21 protein-coding genes are annotated in these 19,722 nt (G+C 69.8%); 8 read left to right on the top strand and 13 right to left on the bottom strand.

Annotation, left to right across the window (positions count from 1 at the left end; translation table 11 throughout):
• Positions 1-11: 11 nt before the first annotated feature.
• Positions 12-596, bottom strand: a complete 585-nt coding sequence (gene purN, locus HNR09_RS04780) for a phosphoribosylglycinamide formyltransferase (protein WP_179541009.1) — start codon at positions 594-596, stop codon at positions 12-14.
• Positions 597-649: 53 nt separating this feature from the next.
• Between purN and HNR09_RS04775 the strand changes: the two genes are divergently transcribed.
• Positions 650-1,138, top strand: a complete 489-nt coding sequence (locus tag HNR09_RS04775; protein WP_179541008.1) for a hypothetical protein — start codon at positions 650-652, stop codon at positions 1,136-1,138.
• A 106-nt stretch (positions 1,139-1,244) separates the two neighbouring features.
• Here HNR09_RS04775 and HNR09_RS04770 read toward each other — a convergent pair whose 3' ends face one another.
• A complete protein-coding gene (locus HNR09_RS04770) occupies positions 1,245-2,129 on the bottom strand; it encodes a hypothetical protein (RefSeq protein ID WP_179541007.1) in 885 nt (294 codons plus the stop codon).
• Between the two features lie 150 nt (positions 2,130-2,279).
• On the opposite strand from HNR09_RS04770, the gene HNR09_RS04765 reads away from it, so the two are divergent.
• The 6 genes from HNR09_RS04765 (at position 2,280) to HNR09_RS04740 (ending at position 8,526) form a co-directional block, all read left to right on the top strand.
• The gene (locus tag HNR09_RS04765; protein ID WP_179541006.1) at positions 2,280-2,963 is read left to right on the top strand and encodes a histidine phosphatase family protein; all 684 of its coding nucleotides are present in this window, start codon (positions 2,280-2,282) and stop codon (positions 2,961-2,963) included.
• 216 nt (positions 2,964-3,179) lie between these two features.
• Complete coding sequence (locus tag HNR09_RS04760) at positions 3,180-3,830, top strand: TlpA family protein disulfide reductase (protein ID WP_246348721.1); 651 nt, start codon at positions 3,180-3,182, stop codon at positions 3,828-3,830.
• On the top strand, positions 3,827-4,633 hold the full coding sequence (locus HNR09_RS04755; protein WP_179541005.1) for a cytochrome c biogenesis CcdA family protein: 807 nt from the start codon (positions 3,827-3,829) through the stop codon (positions 4,631-4,633). Before HNR09_RS04760 ends, HNR09_RS04755 begins: the two co-directional genes overlap by 4 nt.
• On the top strand, positions 4,633-6,312 hold the full coding sequence (gene resB, locus HNR09_RS04750; protein ID WP_179541004.1) for a cytochrome c biogenesis protein ResB: 1,680 nt from the start codon (positions 4,633-4,635) through the stop codon (positions 6,310-6,312). The genes HNR09_RS04755 and resB overlap by 1 nt, the downstream gene beginning before the upstream one ends.
• Positions 6,312-7,361 (top strand): c-type cytochrome biogenesis protein CcsB, encoded by a 1,050-nt coding sequence (ccsB, locus tag HNR09_RS04745; RefSeq protein WP_179541003.1) that lies wholly within the window; start codon positions 6,312-6,314, stop codon positions 7,359-7,361. The genes resB and ccsB overlap by 1 nt, the downstream gene beginning before the upstream one ends.
• A 214-nt stretch (positions 7,362-7,575) precedes the next feature.
• Positions 7,576-8,526, top strand: coding sequence for a PDDEXK family nuclease (locus HNR09_RS04740; protein ID WP_179541002.1), 951 nt, complete (start codon positions 7,576-7,578; stop codon positions 8,524-8,526).
• A 98-nt stretch (positions 8,527-8,624) separates the two neighbouring features.
• Here HNR09_RS04740 and HNR09_RS04735 read toward each other — a convergent pair whose 3' ends face one another.
• Entirely contained in the window at positions 8,625-8,993 is a 369-nt protein-coding gene (locus tag HNR09_RS04735) for a DUF4229 domain-containing protein (protein ID WP_179541001.1), read from the bottom strand.
• A gap of 99 nt (positions 8,994-9,092) precedes the next feature.
• Between HNR09_RS04735 and HNR09_RS04730 the strand changes: the two genes are divergently transcribed.
• A complete protein-coding gene (locus HNR09_RS04730) occupies positions 9,093-9,611 on the top strand; it encodes a PLD nuclease N-terminal domain-containing protein (protein WP_179541000.1) in 519 nt (172 codons plus the stop codon).
• A 39-nt stretch (positions 9,612-9,650) separates the two neighbouring features.
• Here the strand turns inward: HNR09_RS04730 and HNR09_RS04725 are convergent, their stop codons facing one another.
• The 10 genes from HNR09_RS04725 to HNR09_RS04680 form a co-directional block, all read right to left on the bottom strand.
• Positions 9,651-10,526 (bottom strand): 1,4-dihydroxy-2-naphthoate polyprenyltransferase, encoded by an 876-nt coding sequence (locus HNR09_RS04725; RefSeq protein ID WP_179540999.1) that lies wholly within the window; start codon positions 10,524-10,526, stop codon positions 9,651-9,653.
• Between the two features lie 74 nt (positions 10,527-10,600).
• Positions 10,601-11,791 (bottom strand): AMP-binding protein, encoded by a 1,191-nt coding sequence (locus HNR09_RS04720; RefSeq protein WP_179540998.1) that lies wholly within the window; start codon positions 11,789-11,791, stop codon positions 10,601-10,603.
• 30 nt (positions 11,792-11,821) lie between these two features.
• Positions 11,822-12,814 carry a 1,4-dihydroxy-2-naphthoyl-CoA synthase gene (locus HNR09_RS04715; RefSeq protein ID WP_179540997.1) on the bottom strand — a complete coding sequence of 331 codons (993 nt, stop codon included), beginning with the start codon at positions 12,812-12,814 and terminating at the stop codon, positions 11,822-11,824.
• Between the two features lie 64 nt (positions 12,815-12,878).
• Complete coding sequence (locus HNR09_RS04710) at positions 12,879-13,535, bottom strand: CoA transferase subunit B (protein WP_179540996.1); 657 nt, start codon at positions 13,533-13,535, stop codon at positions 12,879-12,881.
• Positions 13,536-13,542: 7 nt separating this feature from the next.
• Positions 13,543-14,325 (bottom strand): CoA transferase subunit A, encoded by a 783-nt coding sequence (locus tag HNR09_RS04705; protein ID WP_179540995.1) that lies wholly within the window; start codon positions 14,323-14,325, stop codon positions 13,543-13,545.
• Between the two features lie 89 nt (positions 14,326-14,414).
• Positions 14,415-15,212, bottom strand: a complete 798-nt coding sequence (locus HNR09_RS04700) for a 3-hydroxybutyrate dehydrogenase (RefSeq protein ID WP_179540994.1) — start codon at positions 15,210-15,212, stop codon at positions 14,415-14,417.
• Between the two features lie 95 nt (positions 15,213-15,307).
• Complete coding sequence (locus tag HNR09_RS04695) at positions 15,308-16,720, bottom strand: GntP family permease (RefSeq protein WP_179540993.1); 1,413 nt, start codon at positions 16,718-16,720, stop codon at positions 15,308-15,310.
• Positions 16,721-16,848: 128 nt separating this feature from the next.
• Positions 16,849-18,000, bottom strand: a complete 1,152-nt coding sequence (locus tag HNR09_RS04690) for a PucR family transcriptional regulator (protein WP_179540992.1) — start codon at positions 17,998-18,000, stop codon at positions 16,849-16,851.
• 45 nt (positions 18,001-18,045) lie between these two features.
• Entirely contained in the window at positions 18,046-18,579 is a 534-nt protein-coding gene (locus HNR09_RS04685) for a GNAT family N-acetyltransferase (RefSeq protein WP_179540991.1), read from the bottom strand.
• Between the two features lie 134 nt (positions 18,580-18,713).
• Complete coding sequence (locus HNR09_RS04680) at positions 18,714-19,439, bottom strand: glycoside hydrolase family 11 protein (protein WP_281366339.1); 726 nt, start codon at positions 19,437-19,439, stop codon at positions 18,714-18,716.
• Between the last annotated feature and the right edge of the window lie 283 nt (positions 19,440-19,722).

Below are 19,722 nucleotides of genomic sequence, written 5' to 3'. Positions count from 1 at the left end.
GAAGGACCGGATCATCCTGACGGCAGGCTGATCCGGCCTTCGGCGATCCCGCCGATGGTCTCCACCAGCAGGCGCCGCTCCTCGACCTTGATCCGCTCATGCAGGGAGTCGGCATCGTCCTCGGGATGCACCCGCACCGCCTCCTGGGCGATGATCGGTCCGGTGTCCACGCCGGCATCCACCTGGTGGACCGTGCAGCCGGTGATCTTCACACCATGGTCGATGGCGTCGCGCACCGCATGCGCACCGGGAAAGCTGGGGAGCAGAGCCGGATGCGTGTTGATGATGGGGGCGCCGACGCCGTCGAGGAACTCCGAGCCCAGGATGCGCATGAAGCCGCTGGAGACCACCAGGTCTGGTTGGAAACGGCGGACCTCCTTCCGGAGGTTCGTGTTCCAGGCAGAGCGGTCACCTCCTCGGGCCAGCGGCACGGAGAAGGTGTCGATGCCGGCCCGCTCGGCCCGGTCCAGGCCGCCGCAGCCGGCGACGTCGGAGCCGACCGCGGCGATCTCCACGGGCAGGGAGCCGGCGGAGACGGCGTCGATGACGGCCTGGAGATTGGTCCCCGAGCCGGAGACCAGAACCACGATGCGCATGGACTCCACCCTACTTCCCCGAGGCGGTCGCACGCCGCGTAGGCTGGTGTGCCATGAGCGTCACGCCACCGCAGCAGGAGCAGCCCCGGAACGGATCCGAGAACAGCCGGCCCGAGGGGGAGAAGCCCGGCCGTCGTCGTGCCGCGGATCTGGATCAGGAGACCTTCCGCCGCTACGCCCGCTTCACCGGCTGGCTGGTCGTGGCGCTGATTGTCGCGTACATCGGACTGCAGGCTCCCCTGCCCTATCGGCTGCTGGCCGTGGCCGCCGGGTCCGTCGGGCTCATCGGAGGTGTGGTGCTGCTGGTCCAGGCGATCCGGCGCCGCCTGCCGGCGCTCATCCTGGTCAGCGCCCTGGCCGCGATCGTCTGCTGCGGCATGTTCGCAGCCACCGCGTCTGCGCAGGTGGTGTTCTGGGGCGCGACCGCCGAATTCGACCAGTGCCGCGCGAACGCCCTCACCGAGCGGTCGATGACCCAGTGCTACCTGGACTACGAGGACCAGATGCTCACGACGATCCCCGGGATGCCCGGCAGCCGCTGAGGCTCAGCGGCAGCACGGCTGCGGCCACGCCTCGAGCGAAGGGCGATCCCGAGGTGCTGCGCCAGGCCAGCAGGAGGCACAGGAGTCCGGCCGCCACGGCGCGGAGTCAGGACGAGTAGGGCGAGCCCTGCTGGCCGGGCTGGGCCCCGTATCCACCCTGCGGCGGGGTTCCGTACGGATTCTGCTGCTGGCCGGGCTGACCGGGCTGGCCGCCCTGTCCGTAGCCGCCCTGTCCGTAGCCGCTGCCGTAGCCACCAGGACCACCAGGACCACCAGGACCACCAGGGCCACCAGGACCGCCCGGGACGTCCGGCTGCTTGGCCGCGCGGACCTGCCGCACATAGGCGCTGCTCGGCGGCAGCCACAGCAGCACCAGGGCGGCGATGCTGGGCAGGAACACCAGCAGCAGGTTCCAGGCCCCGAAGAACACTGAGAAGATGCTCAGCGCCAGGTAGATCGTCGCCAGGATTCGTCCGACGTTCGATCCACGGGTGCTGACGAAGGCGAAGATGAAGTAGGGGATCGCCAGGAGCACCGCGCCGACGATGAGCATGCCGCCGAGCATGCCCATGATCGCCTCCGCCTCGCTGATCGAGACGTCAGCGAAGTCCTCCCAGTCCTGAGCGGGCAGCAGCTGAGTGGGGTGGGCGTTCATGATGCCTACGCCCGAGATGACGCCGGCGACCGCCATCACCACGCCGGTCAGCAGCTGCAGCACCATCGAGACCAGCAGGGTGGTGGGGCGCTTCGGCTTTCCAGAGGCGTCCACCGCACCGCCAGGCTGGTTCGGCGCGGTCTGCGGGAACTGCTGCTGGGAATAGTCCTGCTGTCCGGGCTCCGAGGGTCCATAGGGGTTCTGCTGGCCGTAAGGGTTCGGCTGGCCGTAGGGGCTCTGCTGCCCATACGCCGGCTGCTGTGGCTGCCCGTACTGAGGCTGCTGTCCGTAGGGGCCCTGGGGACCGCCCTGGTTCTCATCACCGGTGGTGCTCATGATCCTCGATCCTTCTCGCTGGCGTCATCACTGACCAGACCGCCGATGGGTCCTTCAGCCCTCCTGGACAGCACTTTATCGCTCTGAGCCGGGGAAAGGCAGAGTGGGTCTCCGCGCCTCGGCGGCCGATACTCTGCGACACTGGTGTCCATGGCATCCAGCATCACCGGTCCGACGACGGCCACCGTCCACCTCGTCCGTCACGGGGAGGTCCACAACCCTGAGAAGGTCCTCTACGGGCGGCTGCCCGGTTACGGACTCTCCGAGCTCGGCCATCGCATGGCCGCCGGCATCGCCGAGCATTTCGCCGCCCGGTCCGACGCCGGGCAGCCCGTCCATCTGCTTGCCGCCTCCCCGCTGCAGCGCGCCCAGGAGACCGTCGCGCCGCTGGCCGAGCGGCTGAGCCTGCCAGTCATCACGGAGGAGCGCGTGCTCGAGGCGGAGAACTCCTTTGAGGGGCTCTCCCGGGTCAAGCAGCAGCTCCGGAACCCGCGCTGGTGGCCGCTGCTGGTCAACCCGTTCCGACCCTCCTGGGGCGAGCCCTACACCCAGCAGGCCAGCCGGATGCTGGCCGCGGCCAAGGATCTCTCCGGGCAGGCCGTCGCGGAGCACGGAGACGGCGCGGAGGTCGTCGTCGTCTCCCACCAGCTGCCGATCTGGGTGACCCGCCTCTGGGCGGAGAACCGCCCGCTGTGGCACGATCCACGCCGGCGCGAGTGCTCCCTGACCTCCATCACCAGCCTGCACATCGGCCCCCGCGGCGTGGAGTCGGTCAGCTACGCCGAGCCGAACCACGAGCTGCTCAAGGACGCCACTGCCCTGCCCGGCGCCTGACCTGCCGATCAGTGCGAGGCAAGCAGACGCCCAGGTTCGGCTGATAACTTCTGGCCCGGTCCCGGAGATGCATGGTCATATGACGACGCCGCTCCAGGACCACGATTACTACAAGCTGTAGAATTGAGCCGGTGTCCGTGCCGGCGCACCTGCACGCCAGGGCTCCGGCCGCGACGCCAGCCGCCCCACCCCGTGTCACCACGCAAGGACCGCCCTATGAGCTCACCCGAGGCCACCGCGCACGAGCCGGCCCCGCGCCGTCCCGCGATGAGTCGTCGCGCCCTGCTCGGCGCCTCCGGGCTGATGGCCGGGCTGCTCGTGATGAGCGCCTGCAGCTCCGAGAACGACCGTCTCGCCGAACAGGCCGCCAACGACGGCAGCAACTACGTCGCCGGCGACGGCTCCGTCCAGGAGTTCGCCCCCGAGGAGCGTGGCGAACCCGTGCACTTCGAGTCCACCCTCTTCGACGGTTCCGCCGTGGACCCCGCCCGCTGGACCGGCGAGGTCGTCGTCATCAACTTCTGGTACGCCGCCTGCGCCCCCTGCCGTGTGGAGGCCCCCGACCTGGCGGAGCTGCATCAGGAGTTCGCCGACGACGGCGTCCAGTTCTACGGGGTCAACACCCGCGACACCCAGCCCACCGCCGAGGCCTTCGAACGCCGTTTCGGCATCGAGTACCCCTCCATGGAGGACCGCGACGGTCGAGTGATGCTCGCCATGACGGACTATGTGCCGCCGTCGGCCGTCCCCACCACCCTGGTGCTCGACCGGGACGGCAGGGTCTCCGCGCGGATCCTCGGCATCGCCGAACCGGGCACCCTGCGTGCCCTGATCACCACCGCGCTGGAGGAGTCTTCTCAGGCATGAGCGCCGACCTCGGGTTCGCGACCCTCAGCGCCGCCAGCACCCTCGGCACGGCCAACAATCGGTTCGCGGAGATCGTCTTCGACGGCTCCCTGCTGATCTCCGCCCCGGTCGCGCTGCTGGCCGGACTGGTCTCCTTCCTCTCACCCTGCGTGCTGCCCCTGGTGCCCGGGTATCTGGGCTACGTGACCGGGCTCTCCGGGGTGGACCTCGCCGAGCGTCGGCGTTCCCGCATGGTGCTCGGCGCCAGCCTCTTCGTGCTCGGATTCTCCGCGGTCTTCGTGGCCATCGGCTTCATGTTCACCCAGGCCACCGTCTGGCTGCGGGTGGAGGGCGGCTGGCTGACCCAGCTGCTCGGCGGCGTCGTCGTGCTCATGGGTCTGGTGTTCATGGGCGCCTTCGGCTTCTTCCAGCGCGAGCGCAAGATCGAGCGCCGCCCGCCGGACGGGCTGCTCGGCGCCCCGCTGCTGGGCGCGACCTTCGGCATCGGGTGGGCCCCCTGCATCGGTCCCACCCTGGCCGCCGTGCTCGCCCTCTCCACCCCGGTGGGCGGAGACCCGGCCCGCGGGGCCTTTCTGATGTTCATCTACTGCCTCGGACTGGGGATCCCGTTCATCCTCATCAGCTTCGGCATCCAGCGCGGCATGAAGGCGGTGTCCTTCTTCCGGAAGCACCGTGTGGCCGTGATGCGAGTCGGCGGCGGCGTGCTGATCGTCGTCGGGCTGCTGATGCTCTCCGGGGTGTGGAACACCTGGGTCTACGCGCTCCAGGACTGGTTCGCCAATGAGGTGAGGATGCCGATCTGATGACCCAGCCATCCGCCCACAGGGACAACGCCCGCGAGGACGCGCTCCACGCGGCCACCGGGGAGTCCCCGCGCCAGGAGGTCTCGCCTCCCACGCTCGGGTTCACCGGCATGCTGCGCTGGGCCTGGACCCAGTTGACCAGCATGCGCACCGCTCTGCTGCTGCTCCTTCTGCTGGCTGTGGCCGCGGTGCCCGGCTCGCTCTTCCCGCAGCGGGTCCAGGACGCCTTCGCCGTGCAGACCTGGATCGACGACAACCCCACCCTCGGTCCGGTCCTCGACGCCCTGCAGCTCTTCGACGTCTACTCCTCAGTGTGGTTCTCCGCGATCTACCTGCTGCTGTTCATCTCGCTGATCGGCTGCATCATCCCGCGGGCACGCAAGCACCTGCGGCAGATGCGATCTGCCCCGCCGCGCACCCCCGCCCGACTGGAGCGGCTGCCCGAGTACGGCGCCCTGGAGCTCGACGACGACGGCCCCGCCCCCGAGCAGGCGCTTGAGGAGGCCGCCGAGGAGCTGAAGCGACGGCGCTACCGGGTGGACGTGCGCGCCGCCGGAGAGGACTCCCGGGGCCGGCCGCGACCGGCGTCGATCGGCGCGGAGAAGGGGTACCTCAAGGAGATCGGGAACCTGGTGTTCCACGTCGCCCTGGTGGGTGTGCTGATCTGCGTGGCCCTGGGCTCGATGATCAGCTACCGCGGGCAGAAGGTGATCATCGAGGACGAGGGCTTCGTCAACGCGCTGGTCGCCTATGACAACTTCTATCCGGGCGCCTGGTTCGACGAGTCCCACCTGCACCCGTTCTCCCTGCGCCTGGACGAGTTCGAGCGCGTCTTCGACCGCGACTCCACCACCCACTACGGCCAGGCCCTGGACTTCACCGCCACGGTGACCACCCAGGAGGGCACCGACGGCGAGCCCGAGACCGAGGAGCTGAAGGTCAACCACCCCTTGACCCTCGGCGGGGCTCGGGTGTTCCTCGTCGGCAACGGCTATGCTCCGGTGGTGACGGTCCGCGACGGTGAGGGCGAGGTGGCCTTCTCCGGGCCGGTGATCTCCCGCCCGGACGATCAGGTCTACACCTCGATGTCGGTGATCAAGGCGCCGGACGCCCAGCCGGAGCAGCTCGGCTTCGTGGGACTGTTCCTGCCCACCGCGCACGAGGCGGAGGAAGGCGGCCCGGCGATCTCGGTGGACCCGGAGCTTCACAACCCGCAGCTGCAGCTCAACTCCTACGCCGGGGACCTCGGCCTGGACGAGGGCATCCCGCAGAACGTCTACGTCCTGGACACCGACAACCTCCAGACGCTCAACTCCCGAGAGGTCGATGCCGGCGGCATCGTCCTCGAGCCGGGCGAGACCCAGGAGCTGCCGGAGGAGATGGGGTCCATCACCTTCGAGGAGGTCCAGGACTACGTCGCGATCGACATCCACTACAACCCTGCGCAGGGCGGGGTGCTCGTCTTCGCGCTCACCGCGCTGGGCGGGCTGATCCTGTCCCTGTTCCTGCGCCGCCGACGCGCCTGGGTGACTGTGGAGACCAACGAGGCCGGGCGCACCCTGGTGCGCTACGGCCTGCTGTCCCGGGGCGAGGACTTCCGCCTGCGGGACGAGAACATCGCCCTGCGCACCCAGCTGGAGAAGCGGTGGCCGGTGCGGGCCCCTGAGGAGGAGGACTGATGGATCCTGTCAACCAGGAGCTGGCGCAGTACAGCGACCTGTTCATGTTCATCGCCGCGCTGATCTACACGGCGGCGTTCATTGTCTTCGCCGTGGACATGGTCCGCAGCTCGGCGACGATCCGCCGCCTGGAGGTCGAACTCGCTGAGGAGGCCGAGGCTGAGCTGGCACGTGCGCGGCGTGACGCGCTGGTCAGCGCAGGCGGGGGAGGATCTCCGATCGCGGCTGAGTCGGAGGACCTCGTCGACGAGGACATGGCCTATCTGGGAACCCGCCGTCCGTTCGCGAACGTGGCTGTGGCGCTGACCATCCTGGCCGTCGGTGCGCACGCCTTCGCCGTCGTCTCCCGGGGTGTGGCCGCCGGGCGCGTGCCGTGGGCCAACATGTACGAGTTCCTCACCACCGGTGCGCTGATCGTCTCGGCGGTGTTCCTGCTGGCGCTGATCCGCAAGGACCTGCGTTTCCTCGGGACGTTCGCGATCGGTCTCGTGGTGGTCATGATGTCCGGGGCCACGATCGGCTTCCCGACTCCTGTGGCGCACGTCCAGCCCGCGCTGCAGTCTCCGTGGCTGGCAGTGCATGTGACCCTCGCGGTGCTCGCGATGGGCCTGTTCACCCTGACGTTCGCGATGAACGTCCTGCAGCTGGTCCAGCACCGCCGCGAGCTGAAGCTGGCCTCCGGGCAGCTGGAGGGCACCGGCGGCTGGCAGTTCATGCGGATGGTGCCGTCGTCGACCTCGCTGGAGAACTGGGCCTACCGGATGAACGCCGTCGGGTTCGTCTTCTGGACGCTCGGCCCGCTGATCACCGGCGCGATCTGGGCCGAGGAGGCCTGGGGCCGCTACTGGGGCTGGGACGTCAAGGAGGTCTGGAGCTTCGTGATCTGGGTGGTCTACGCCGGCTACCTGCACGCCCGCGCCACCCGCGGCTGGACCGGGAACCGGGCCGCTTGGCTGTCGATCATCGGCTTCGCCTGCATCATCTTCAACTACGCGGTGGTCAACGTCTACTTCCCGGGCCTGCACTCCTACGCCGGACTGCCGGAGTAGCGAGCCGCTCGTCCGGCTTCGTCGAGTGGCCACGAATCACGGCGTCTCCCCGGCGACACGCCGTATCTGGGGGTGAGATGTCGCGATTCGTGGCCACTCGATGCCGGGGTTCCCTCCTCCACAGGACGACGGCGGCCCGTGACGACTCGCCGGAGCCTCCACAGAGCAGCCGCGCAGGTGGTAGACCCGCTGGGCCCGCGGGTGTGTTGGGCCCATGGAGTTCCCTCTGTCCGATCGACGACGACGGCTCCCGCCGCGGCCCCCGAACGGCGCGTGGACCCGCCGGCAGCTGCTGCGCGACGGGTGGACTGACGCCGGGCTGCGGCGCGCCCTCGGCTATGGAGCGGTGGTTCAGCCGGGCCATGGGGTCTACTGCGATCCGCTGGCGGGGGAGGAGCTGGCGCTGCTGCAGGTGCTCACCGCAGACGGAACCCAGATGGCCAGCCACGCGACGGCGGCGGCGCTTCATGGGGTGTCCGGCTTCATCCTGGAACGTCCGCTGCACCTGACGTCTCCGCGCTCCGCCGGACGCGTGCGTCGCGAGGGCGTCGTGCCGCATCGCTCCACGGTGCCGGCCGAGCAGGTGACCGTGGTCGCCGGGGTGCGCGTGACCAGCCCGGGACGCACCTGGGTGGACCTGGCCCTCGGGCTGTCTCAGACGCAGGCCGTGGTCCTGGCCGATCAGATGCTGCGCTCACCTCGTAGGGAGTTCGGTGAGCAGGGCGAGTCGATCCTGGAGCTGTCGGAGCTGCGGGCCGCCGTCGCGCTGCGTCGACGAAGTCGGGGGATCAGGACGGTCCGGCAGGCCGCTGAGTTGGCACGGGTGGGGGCGGACTCGCCGCAGGAGACCCGGCTGCGCCTGGCGATGTGGCGCGACGGGCTGCCGGAGCCGCGGGTCAATCCGAAGATCTTCGACGATCGCGGGCGGGTCGTCCTCCAGCCGGATCTGGCGATCGACGAGTACCGGATCGCCATCCAGTATGACGGCGTCGAGGTGCATTCCGACCCGCAGCAGGTGCTCAAGGACGTCCGCCGGGCGGAGCGGGCGGAGGCGATGGGCTGGCTGGAGCTGCGGATCACGAAGGACCACAGTCGCGGGTTCTGGCGTGCAGGGTTGCTGAAGATCCGCCGGGCGCTGTACTCGCGAGGATGGGACGGGCGCTGATGAGCACATCGAGTGGCCACGAATCACGGCGCCTGGCCGGTGACACGCCGTATCTGGGGGTGAGATGCCGCGATTCGTGGCCACTCGAGGGGGAGGGGTCAGCGCGGGGAATCGTCGTCCTCGCCGGGTCCGTCCTGCTCCGGGAGCCCGGGGCCCGTTCCTCGCCCCTCGCGGCGCTCCTGCTCACGTTCCCGCTCGCGCTGCGCGTGGTAGTCCTCGGCGAGGGCGTCCTCGGCGGCGTTGTCCTGCTGCTCCGAGGCGCCCAGCCGCCGGTCTCCGCCGAAGCGCCGGGCCAGAGCCTCCCCGGCCTCCACGCGGAGCCGGTTGAAGAACAGGTAACCCACGGCCCAGGAGCCCAGCAGACCCACGATCAGGGCGAAGATCATGCCCAGCTCCAGCAGGAGGCAGGCGGCGAAGAGGATGAAGAACGTCGCCAGGCGGAGCACGGTGTACTTGAGAACGGCCATCACCCGATTCTACGTCCTGTAGAGCACAATGTGTCCGCGGTGAGCTGACCAGGCGGTCTCGGCGTGAACAGGCAGGGCCGATGAACTACCCTGGAAGATATGTTGAAGGTGATCGTCCCGCTGGGAATCGTGGGTGTCGGGCTGATGATCTACAGCCTGATCGAATGCATCCAGACCCCGCGCCACCGCGTGAGGGTCCTGGGCAAGAGTGCCTGGCTCGCGGTGATCGTGTTCGTGCCGTTCCTCGGCGCTGGGCTGTGGCTGGGCCTCGGCCGCCCCAGGGCAGGGACCCCGGGAGCCGCGCCCAAACGCACTTCTGCCCCCGACGACGACCCCAACTTCCTGCAGAACCTCGAGATCCAGCGTCGGCAGAAGCAGCGCGAGGAGGAGCTCCGCCGCAAGGAGGCCGAGCTCAGGGCCAAGCAGAAGGACCAGATCCAGAAGGGCCAGCAGCAGGAGAAGCCCGACGACGCCCCGCAGCCTGAGACTGGCACCACCGATCAGGCCGCCGGCGCCGCGGAGGAGCACCCAGGCAACGGGCGGCCCGCGAAGGACCCGGAGGATGCCACCGGGGAGGCGGCAGAGGACACAGACGTCGAGGACCCGCGCAACAACTGATCACCCCAGCGTCTGATCACCCCAGCGCCGCGGGCCCGTTCAGCCGAGCAGGATCGCGGCCGTCATCGTCGCCGCGAACGCCAGACTCACCTGGCCGGTCAGCTGCAGGACGGTGATCAGCGCGCTCCCGGTGTGCCGGGAGGAGAGCATGATCCGCACCGGCCCGGCGCAGAGCGGCCACACCAGCACCACCAGCAGGAACCAGGGGTTCGTCGTCGCCAGCGAGAGCGGCAGCAGCACCGCGACGCCGATCATCGCCACGTAGCTGGTCCGCGCCTTCCGCTCGCCCAGGCGCACGGCCAGCGTCAGTTTTCCGGACTCTGTGTCCGTGGGGATGTCCCGGACGTTGTTGGCCATCAGCAGGGCTGAGGCGATCAGCCCGGACCCCACCGCACCCACCACCGCCGCGGCGCTCAGCTGTGCGGCCATCACCCAGGTGGTGCCCAGAGTGGCGACCAGCCCGAAGAAGACGAACACCATCACCTCGCCCAGTCCCAGGTAGCCGTAGGGGCGCGAGCCCCCGGTGTACCACCAGGCGGCCAGCACGCAGAGCGCCCCCACAGCCACCATCCACCACATCCCGGAGAGCGCCACGATCACCAGCCCGGCGACCCCGGCGACTCCGAAGGACATGAAGGCAGCTGCCTTCACCGCGGCCGGGGAGGCCGTGCCGCTGGCGGTGAGCCGCATGGGACCCACTCGGGCGTCGTCGGTGCCGCGCACCCCGTCCGAGTAGTCGTTGGCGTAGTTCACGCCCACCTGCAGGGCCAGTGCGACGACCATCGCCAGGGCTCCGATGAGCAGATCGAAGGAACCCAGTCCGGCGGCCGCGGCGGCACCGATCACCACCGGTGCCACCGCCATGGGCAGCGTGCGGGGGCGGGCTCCGGCGATCCAGTCCCAGGTGGCGGCCACAAGTCTCCTTCGATGGTGCGGGCGGTGATACGTGCGGGCGGTGCTGCGTGCCAGTGATGCTGAGGTCTCGCTGGTCAGCCGGCGAACATCCTGAGCAATTCTCGTCGATCCGGCTTCCCGGAGGCCAGCAGAGGCAGCGCCCGCAGCACGTGCAGCTGCTTGGGCACCGCGGCCGGCCCCTGCGCCTCCCGGACGGCCTCGCGCAGACGGTCCACGGTGTCCTCGCTGCGGGAACCAGTGGTCAGCACCACGGCGGCGCAGACCCGCTGGCCCCAGTCCGGGTCCGGAGCGGCCCCCACGAAGGCGTCGCGGACGGCGTGCTGCTCCAGCAGCGTGGCCCGGACCTGCTCGGCGGAGACCTTCACCCCGCCGGTGTTGATGACGTCGTCGGCGCGTCCGGAGATGCTCAGCCTCGGCTGCCCGGCGCTGTGGTCCTCGCCGGTGGTGAGGGCGCCCAGGTCGTCGGTGCGGAAGCGCCGGTGCCCGGTGACGGGCGCGACGTCGAAGTGTGCGGCGGTCAGCTCCTCGTCATCGAGGTAGCCCAGTGCGACCATCTGCCCGGAGAGCCGGACCCGCCCGGTCTCGTCCGTGTCCACTCCGACGCCCGGCAGCGGGCGACCGTCATAGACGCAGCCGCCGCAGGTCTCGCTCATCCCGTAGGTGCGCACCACGGTCAGCCCGACATCCTCTGCCCGGCGCAGCAGCGGTGCGGGCGAGGCCCCGCCGCCGAGCAGGATCGTGTCGAAACGGCGCAGCGCCTCCACAGTGCGGGCGTCCCCGGTCTCCAGCAGCCGGCTCAGCTGAGTGGGCACCAGAGAGACGAAGCGTCGCTGCGCGGTCATCTGCTCGGCGGCCTGGGCGACGGTCGCCGGATCAGTGGTGCCTGCCAGCAGAGGGACCGGCACGGTGCCCGCGACCAGGCTGCGGGAGAGCACCGCCAGGCCGGCCACGTAGCTGGGCTGCAGGGGCAGCAGCCACTGCCCGTGCCCACTGAGCGTCTCGGCGGTGGCCTCGGCGGAGGCCCGCAGCGCCTCGGCCGACAGCAGAGTCTGCTTGGCGGTTCCGGTGGAGCCGGAGGTGCGCACGACGACGGCGGGGCGTGGCCCCTCAGCCAGCGTCGCGTCCGGACGGCTGACCCAGCGCGGGACGCCGTCGTCGTCGGAGGGCAGGAACTCGACCGGGGGAGTCTCTCCGCGCAGAGCGGCGTCGAGCGCCTCCAGCGCAGGGCCGATCCAGAAGTCGGGGGAGGGTGCAGGAGGGTTCATGGGTTCTCCTGGGCAACGTGGATTCAGGGCTCAGAAGTAGTACGGGAAGCTGGACCAGTCCGGGGCCCGCTTCTGCAGGAACGCGTCGCGGCCCTCCACGGCCTCGTCGGTCATGTATCCCATCCGAGTAGCCTCCCCGGCGAAGACCTGCTGACCGGCCAGCCCGTCGTCGGCGGCGTTGAAGGCGAACTTCAGCATCCGCACAGCCTGCGGGGACTGGGCGGCGATGTCGGTGCACCACTCGAGCGCGACCTCCTCCAGCCGGGAGTGGTCCACCGCCTCGTTGACGGCCCCGGCGGCGACCATGTCGTCGGCAGAGTGCTCTCTGGCCAGGAAGAAGATCTCCCGGGCCTTCTTCTGTCCCACCTGGCGGGCGAGCAGGGCGGAGCCGTAGCCGGCGTCGAAGGAGCCCACCGTGGCATCGGTCTGCTTGAACCTCCCGTGCTGCTTCGACGCGAGGGTGAGGTCGGCGACCACGTGCAGGGAGTGCCCGCCGCCGGCGGCCCAGCCGTTGACCACGGCGATGACGACCTTCGGCATGGTGCGGATCAGCCGCTGCACCTCGAGGATGTGCAGCCGGCCCGCCTGGGCGGGATCCACCGTCTCGGCGGTCTCTCCGGAGGCGTAGCGGTAGCCGTCCCGGCCGCGGATGCGCTGGTCCCCACCGGAGCAGAAGGAATGCCCGCCGTCCTTCGGGGAGGGGCCGTTGCCGGTCAGCAGCACGGCGCCGACGTCGGGGGTCATGCGCGCATGGTCCAGGGTGCGGTAGAGCTCGTCCACGGTGCCAGGGCGGAAGGCGTTGCGCACCTCCGGCCGGTCGAAGGCGATGCGGACGGCCGGCAGGTCGCGCAGGATCCGTCCGTCGCGGTCGCGCTCCACCCGCCGGTGGTAGGTGATGTCCTCCAGCTCGAAGCCCTCCACCTGGCGCCACTGCCAGGGGTCGAAGACGTCGGAGACCTTCGTGGGGAGCGTCGGCTGCGGCGCGGGCCTGTGCGGGGCGTCGGTGTTCTGTGCGTCGGTCACGTCCAGAGTCTACCGACCAGTCGGTCCGAGGGTGGATGCCCGTCCCGGTGCAGCCCAGGAGGACTCAGTGCAGCTCCACGCCGGTGGCCTCGCGCACCTGTGCCTCGCTCACGCCCGGTGCGGTCTCCACCAGCTGCAGGCGCGGCTGGTTCTCGGAGCCGACGACGTCGATCACCGCCAGGTCGGTGATGATGCGGTCCACCACGGCCTTGCCGGTCAGCGGGAGGGTGCACTGGGGGATGATCTTCGGGGAGCCGTACTTGGCCACATGGTCCATCAGGCAGATGACTCGCTCCGCCCCGTGGACCAGATCCATGGCACCGCCCATGCCCTTGACCATCTTGCCGGGCACCATCCAGTTGGCGAGGTCGCCGTTCTCCGCCACCTGCATCCCGCCCAGCACGGCCACGTCGATCTTGCCGCCGCGGATCATCCCGAAGCTGGTGGAGGAGTCGAAGAACGCCGCGCCGGGGAGCACCGTGACGGTCTCCTTGCCGGCGTTGATCAGGTCCGGATCCACGGCGTCCTCTGCGGGGTAGGGGCCCACTCCGAGGATGCCGTTCTCCGACTGCAGCACCACGGTGCGCTCGGCCGGGATGTGGTTCGGGATCAGCGTGGGCATCCCGATGCCCAGGTTCACATAGGCGCCGTCGCGCAGCTCGTCGGCGGCGCGGGCGGCCATCTGGTCGCGGGTCCAGCCAGCACGGGTCTCAGTGGTCATGGCGCGATCACTCCTTCTCGTCGCTGCGGACGGTGCGCTTCTCGATGGGCTTCTCGATCTCAGGGCCGACCTCCACGATCCGGTGCACGAAGACCCCGGGCAGGTGGACGGCGTCGGGGTCGATCTCCCCGGGTTCGACGAGCTCCTCCACCTGGGCGATGCAGACCCGGCCTGCCATGGCGGCGTCGGGGCTGAACTGCCGTGCGGCCTTGTTGAAGACCAGGTTGCCGTGCCGGTCGCCGCGCACGGCGTGCACCAGGGAGAAGTCGGTGACGATCGACTCTTCCAGGACGAACTCCAGCTGGCGGCCGTCGTGGACGGTGAAGGGGCGGACCTCCTTGGGCGGAGACTCCTTGGCCACGCCGCCCGACCCGTCGTAGGCCATCGGGATGCCGCCGTCGGCGACCTGGGTGCCCACCCCGGAGCGGGTGTAGAACGCGGGGATCCCGGCGCCGCCGGCGCGCATCTTCTCCGCCAGCGTGCCCTGCGGGACCAGCTCCAGCTCGAGCTCGCCCTCCAGGTACTGCCGGGCGAACTCCTTGTTCTCCCCCACATAGGAGGAGGTCATCTTCGCGATCCGGTGGGCGGCGAGCAGGACGCCCAGGCCCCAGCCGTCCACTCCGCAGTTGTTGGAGGCCACGGAGAGCCCGGAGGCGCCCTGCTCCAACAGCGCCTCGATGAGCTGAATCGGGTTGCCGGAGAGGCCGAAACCTCCCACGGCGAGCGAGGCGCCGTCAGGGATGTCGGCGACTGCCTCAGCGGCGGTCGCCACGGTCTTGTCGATGGTCATGGGTCCTCCTCAGGGACTCGGGGGCTGGGACTCGGGGCTGGGATTCGAGGGCTGAAGGACTACGTGCTTGCGGGGAGGCCTGCGGCTGGTCAGCTCGCCGACCAGCCGCCGTCGATGGCGTAGGAGGTGCCGGTCACCATGCCGGCGGCGTCGGAGGCCAGCCAGGTGGCCAGCGACGCCACCTCCTCTGGCTCCACGAGCCGCTTGACCGCAGACTCGGTGAGCATGATCTGCTCGATCACCTGGTCCTCGTCGATGCTGTGGATGCGCGCCTGGTCGGCGATCTGCTTCTCCACCAGAGGGGTGCGCACATAGGCGGGGTTGAGGCAGTTGGAGGTCACTCCGTGCTCAGCACCCTCCAGGGCGGTGACCTTCGAGAGTCCCTCCAGCGCGTGCTTGGCGGCCACATAGGCGGACTTGAAGGGGCTGGCGCGCAGCCCGTGCACCGAGGAGATGTTGAGGATCCGGCCGAAGCCACGCTGGTACATGCCGGGCAGTGCGGCCCGGATCAGCAGGAACGGGGACTCGACCATCAGCCGGTGCATGAGCCGCCACGCCTCGGGATCGAACTCGTGCAGGGGTGCGACTCGCTGGATGCCGGCGCTGTTGACCAGGATGTCGGCCTCGTGGACCCCGGACGCTTCGTCGAGCTCCTCCAGGGCGGCGGTGTCGGAGAGGTCCACCGCCCAGGCGGCGCCGCCGACCTCCGCGGCCAGCGTGCGGGCGGCGTCGCCGTCGAGGTCGCACACCGTCACCCGCGCACCGGCGGCGGCGAGGGCCCGCACGCAGGCCGCCCCGATCCCGGAGGCCCCTCCGGTGACGACGGCGCGGCGGCCGGCCAGCGTGTCGGGCTGGATCGGTGGGGTCCGGGCGATGGTCTGGTCCATCAGGCTTCTCCTGGGAGGTCGGGGACAGGGACGGAGTGTCGGGGTCGGGGAGGCATGGGGCCGGGAGGCCGGTGAAGCTGGGCCGGATATCCGGATCAGAACCCGCCGACGGCGGAGACCAGAGCGATCAGCGCCGCCACGACCAGCACAGGGATGACAAGCGTCACCATACCGATGTCCTTATACGACTGGCGATGGGTGAGCCCGCAGACGATCAGCAGGGTGACGACGGCGCCGGAATGGGGAAGCGTGTCCAGGCCGCCGGCTGCCATGGCGGTGAGCCGGTGCATCATCTCCAGGCTCATGCCCTCGGCCTCTGCCATGGCGCGCAGGTCCCCTCCCAGGGCGTTCAGCGCGATGGTCATCCCGCCGGAGGAGGAACCGGTCAGCCCGGCGGTGATCGAGGTGGTGACCACCGAGGTCACCAGGGCATTGGCCCCCATGCCGAACACGGAGTCACGCACTACGGCGAAGGCCGCCACCGAGGCGACGACGGCGCCGTAGCCCACCTCGGAGGCGGTGGAGAAGATCGGGAGCATGGAGCGCTTGACGCCGTCGCTGAAGCCGACCTTCAGGGTGCTCCACTGGCCGAAGTTCATCGCGACGATCAGTGCGATGGCGACCAGGATGGCCACCATCACGGCCCACAGCCCGGCGCGGGAGTCGTAGGTGATGCCGCCGAAGGTGTCCTCCTGCAGGTAGGACCAGTCCAGGGCGGGGAAGATCACCAGGGTGCAGGCGAAGTTCACCACGAAGACGGTCAGCAGCGGCAGGAAGGGGACCAGGCGGTTCGGCGGGGAGAGCGCGGTGGTGACCGAGGAGCCGTCGTCGGCGGAGCCGCCGATGACCTTCTTGGACTCCGGGGATTCGAAGTGCTCGCCCTTGGTGATCAGGCTGCGACGGCGGTGCTCCAGCCACAGCAGGCCCAGTCCGAAGATCAGCGTGCCGCCGAGGATGCCGACCCCCGGGCCTGCGTAGGCGCCGGTGTCGAAGAACTGGCCGGGGATGATGTTCTGCACCTGAGGGGACCCCGGCAGGGCGGTCATCGTGAAGGTGAAGATGCCCAGGGCGATGGTGCCGGGGATCAGCCGGCGCGGGATGTCGGCCACCCGGAACAGTTCGCGGGCCAGCGGGTACATCACGAAGGCGACCACGAACAGGCTGATGCCGCCATAGGTCATCAGCGCGGAGGTGATCACCGTGGCGGCGATGGCGCTGCGGCTGCCGATCCAACCGGTCACGGAGCGCGCGATGGACTCGGCGTAGCCGGTGACCGTCATCAGGATCCCGAAGATGGCCCCGACGAGGAAGATCGGGAACCAGCTGCCCACGAACCCGGCCATCGCGGGCATGAACACCTCGGTGTAGGAGGCCAGGATCGGGGCCCCGGAGAACACCAGGCAGACGACGGCGGAGATGGGGGCGGCCAGGATGACCGGCACGCCCCGGTAGGCGAGCGTGATCAGCAGCAGCAGGGACACGATGATGCCGATGATGCCCAGGATCATGGAGGTCTCCTCGGGGAGGGTGATGAGCAGGTGACGACCGTCTCGGCGTCGTCGACCAGCATGCGCGCTGGGGTGTGACGCGCGCTACATCCTCCCGTTCAACGGTGATGCGCCGTTTTCGTGCCTGGCTACGAAGCGGGGTGACTCCGATGGGCGGCGAGCGCCCAGGATAGCTCGATCAGCGTGTTCAGATCTCCGAGGTCCGCTCCGGCGATCTCCTGGAATCGCTGGAGCCGGTAGCGCAACGTGTTGACGTGCACGGGGATGCTGCGGGCGGCCAGCGGGATGTTCAGCCGGTGGCGCAGGTAGGCGTCCACCGCCTCGAGCACATGCTCACCGAAGGTGCCGGCCTCAGCCAGCGGCTGCAGGTGGCGTTCGTGCAGCAGCGCGGTGACCTCCGGACTGGCGTGCACCGCGGCGCGCCAGGAGAGCCGTTCCAGGTCTACCAGCCCGGTCATCCCCACCGTCTCGGCGGCACGCAGGGCGGCTGCGGCGGACTCGAAGGACTGCGGCAGCTCCTCCAGCGTCACGGCGGGGCCGACCCCGACGGTCAGCCGTTCCGGATGGGCGTCGGGATCCGGACCTCCGATGATCAGGCCCACCAGGGAGCTGGCCCGCACGGCGGTGAGGATGCGCACGCCGGTGCGGTCGGCCCAGTCCTGGAGCCGGCGCTGACGCTCGACGTCGGCGTCAGGCTGCGAGTCCGCAGCCAGTGCGCGCAGCGGCGCGGAGGTGGGGACGTCGTAGAGGGCCGCGCCCCGGGCCAGCTCCGCGGGCTCCATCCACGTGGCGACGGCGTCGCCGATCCATGCCGCCCGGCGTGTGGAGTCGGCCAGAGCTCGGGCGAGGTCCTTGTCCTGGTAGACGAGCACCGCCCGGGAGGAGAAGGCGTCTCCCAGTGCCCACAGGATGGTGGAGGAGGCCAGCACCTGGTCGGCAGGGATGCGGTGGGCCGGGGCGTGCTCCAGCAGGCGGTGCAGGATCACGGACATGCACACTCGGAAGCCCGCCAACACGCTGCCCACGGGCACGCCTTGGGCATAGCGCTCCGAGGCCAGCGCGTCGGCCTCACTGACGTCCTGCGGGGAGGGCTCGAATCCGGCACGCACAGTCCGGATGCTCAGGGCGATGTTGCGCCGCACGGAGGACTCCAGGGCGGAGTCCGGGACGTCGTCGTAGCCCGGTACGGTGGCGCGGATGTCACGGATCGTCTGCTCCAGGATGGTGTCGTCCTGCTCCAGGGCGGTGAGGAGCCGCTCCCAGTGCTCATCCGCTGTCATGGGTGTCACGATACCGCCGCCGTCGCGGGGTGCAGAGGACCAGTCTCAGACGCCGAACGGTGCGGGGTACCGGATCGTCCCCGTCGGCAGTGGGCAACCGGTGAGGCTGAGTGCCATCAGAGCCTCGTCAGGGACGTCGAAGCCGACCCTGATCCCGTGGGAGGAGGCTCGTTCGAAGCCGAACCGGGGATAGTACTCAGGGTGGCCCAGCACCACGACGGCGTCCTCGCCTAGGTCCCGGGCGGCGTCGAGCCCGGCGCGGGTAGCGGCCGATCCCGCTCCGGTGCGTTGGTGAACCGGGACGACCGAGCAGGGAGCCAGGGCCAGGGCCGGCATCTCACCGATGTGGCAGCGGGTCAGCAAGGCGTGGCCCACCGGCTCACCCTCCGGTGTCAGCGCCAGCATGGAGAGCCCGGGGATCCAGGCAGGGTCCTGCCGGAGAGCGTCCACCAGATCTGCCTCGGCGCTGGTCTCGAAGGCGGCGCGCGTGATGCGGCGCACGGAGGCCGCATCGGCGGGATCCGTGGGCGATTCGGGGCGTGTGCGCCACCCGGACGCTCGAGCCGCGTGAATGGTCATGCGGCTCACGATACCGCCGCCGTCGTGGGTTCCGGCCGTTCTGCACCCCGGAATCACGTCTGCCTCACCAGATATGGCGCGGCGATCGTGATTCCGGGGTGCAGAGCCCTCCGCGGGAGGTCATAACCTGCGCCTCACGGGGCGGTGTGGACCGTCACCGAGGAGCTGCCGGAGGACTGGTAGCCCTCGGTGGCCATGACCTGGTAGTCATGGGTGCCCAGCGGCATGCCGGCCTGCTCCCATGCGTGGAAGTGGTTCGCCGTGGTGATCGACCCGCTGGTGCGCGTGTCATGCCGGACGCTCCAGTACTGCTGGAACGTCTGGGTGCCGTCGATCGACGGCTCCTCGACCCGAGTGGTCTCGTAGATGTCGTAGTAGCTGCCGTCCGACCAGAAGGTGCCCTTGTAGTCACCGGTGGGACGGTAGGTGCCGTAGTCCTCGATGATGTAGTACTCCACGAGCGGACCACGGGTCCATCCGTAGAGGGCCAGGTAGCCGTTGCCCGACGGGTTGAACGTCGCGGAGTAGTCCACGGTCCGGGACGTGCCGGTGGACCAGCCCTTGCCGACCACGAAGTTCCCGGTGTCTCCCCACTGCGTGGAGTAGCTGCCTCCCGGCTCCAGGTTCATGGTGATGGTCCCGGGAGCGTCGGTCCAGAACGTGTAGAAGTAGCCGTCGTGATAACCCTGGGTGTCCTCGTAGACCGGCTGGGCCGAGGCCGGGGTGGCCAGGACGGCCCCGCACAGCATGGCCAGCGCGGCGGCGACGGCGACGGCGCGGCGGTGCAGAAGCCGGCGGACGCGGCCGGGGAGCGGGGGTCGTGTCGCCGTCCGGGTGGGCAGCGTCTGAGCGGTGGTCATGGGAATGTCATCACCTTTCGTGGGAATGTTCACGGTCCGGCTGGGAAGGTGATCAGGCTTCCGCGTCCGGTTCGGAGCTGTGCCGGGTCGCGGCACGGTGGGTGCGGCGAGAGATCGGCGAGTGAGCACATTTTGTTCTCCCGATGAACGGAAATGTAGTGCACGTCACATCTCATGGCAAGTGTTCACCTCCCTCGTGGGAGTCTTCGTGACAGAGTGAGGCGCGCGGCCCTTGCTCCGTGCTGCTGTTCCGGCCGGCGCTCGCTGGTCCGCACCTGGTGTG

The organism is Nesterenkonia xinjiangensis, assembly GCF_013410745.1.
Classification (GTDB): Bacteria; Actinomycetota; Actinomycetes; order Actinomycetales; family Micrococcaceae; genus Nesterenkonia; species Nesterenkonia xinjiangensis.
The sequence above is the reverse complement of the archived record's forward strand: the minus strand, read 5'-3'. Positions and strand labels throughout refer to the sequence as shown.

Excerpts from the sequence above, each read along its gene's own strand:
- HNR09_RS04685 (WP_179540991.1), bottom strand. The coding sequence starts at position 18,579 with ATGACCATTCACGCGGCTCGAGCGTCCGGGTGGCGCACACGCCCCGAA.
- ccsB (WP_179541003.1), top strand. The coding sequence starts at position 6,312 with ATGGATCCTGTCAACCAGGAGCTGGCGCAGTACAGCGACCTGTTCATG.
- HNR09_RS04710 (WP_179540996.1), bottom strand. The coding sequence starts at position 13,535 with ATGACCACTGAGACCCGTGCTGGCTGGACCCGCGACCAGATGGCCGCC.
- HNR09_RS04695 (WP_179540993.1), bottom strand. The coding sequence starts at position 16,720 with ATGATCCTGGGCATCATCGGCATCATCGTGTCCCTGCTGCTGCTGATC.
- HNR09_RS04705 (WP_179540995.1), bottom strand. The coding sequence starts at position 14,325 with ATGACCATCGACAAGACCGTGGCGACCGCCGCTGAGGCAGTCGCCGAC.
- HNR09_RS04720 (WP_179540998.1), bottom strand. The coding sequence starts at position 11,791 with ATGAACCCTCCTGCACCCTCCCCCGACTTCTGGATCGGCCCTGCGCTG.
- HNR09_RS04735 (WP_179541001.1), bottom strand. The coding sequence starts at position 8,993 with ATGGCCGTTCTCAAGTACACCGTGCTCCGCCTGGCGACGTTCTTCATC.
- HNR09_RS04760 (WP_246348721.1), top strand. The coding sequence starts at position 3,180 with ATGAGCTCACCCGAGGCCACCGCGCACGAGCCGGCCCCGCGCCGTCCC.
- HNR09_RS04770 (WP_179541007.1), bottom strand. The coding sequence starts at position 2,129 with ATGAGCACCACCGGTGATGAGAACCAGGGCGGTCCCCAGGGCCCCTAC.
- HNR09_RS04680 (WP_281366339.1), bottom strand. The coding sequence starts at position 19,439 with ATGACCACCGCTCAGACGCTGCCCACCCGGACGGCGACACGACCCCCG.
- resB (WP_179541004.1), top strand. The coding sequence starts at position 4,633 with ATGACCCAGCCATCCGCCCACAGGGACAACGCCCGCGAGGACGCGCTC.
- purN (WP_179541009.1), bottom strand. The coding sequence starts at position 596 with ATGCGCATCGTGGTTCTGGTCTCCGGCTCGGGGACCAATCTCCAGGCC.
- HNR09_RS04690 (WP_179540992.1), bottom strand. The coding sequence starts at position 18,000 with ATGACAGCGGATGAGCACTGGGAGCGGCTCCTCACCGCCCTGGAGCAG.
- HNR09_RS04775 (WP_179541008.1), top strand. The coding sequence starts at position 650 with ATGAGCGTCACGCCACCGCAGCAGGAGCAGCCCCGGAACGGATCCGAG.
- HNR09_RS04765 (WP_179541006.1), top strand. The coding sequence starts at position 2,280 with ATGGCATCCAGCATCACCGGTCCGACGACGGCCACCGTCCACCTCGTC.
- HNR09_RS04730 (WP_179541000.1), top strand. The coding sequence starts at position 9,093 with ATGTTGAAGGTGATCGTCCCGCTGGGAATCGTGGGTGTCGGGCTGATG.
- HNR09_RS04755 (WP_179541005.1), top strand. The coding sequence starts at position 3,827 with ATGAGCGCCGACCTCGGGTTCGCGACCCTCAGCGCCGCCAGCACCCTC.
- HNR09_RS04740 (WP_179541002.1), top strand. The coding sequence starts at position 7,576 with ATGGAGTTCCCTCTGTCCGATCGACGACGACGGCTCCCGCCGCGGCCC.
- HNR09_RS04700 (WP_179540994.1), bottom strand. The coding sequence starts at position 15,212 with ATGGACCAGACCATCGCCCGGACCCCACCGATCCAGCCCGACACGCTG.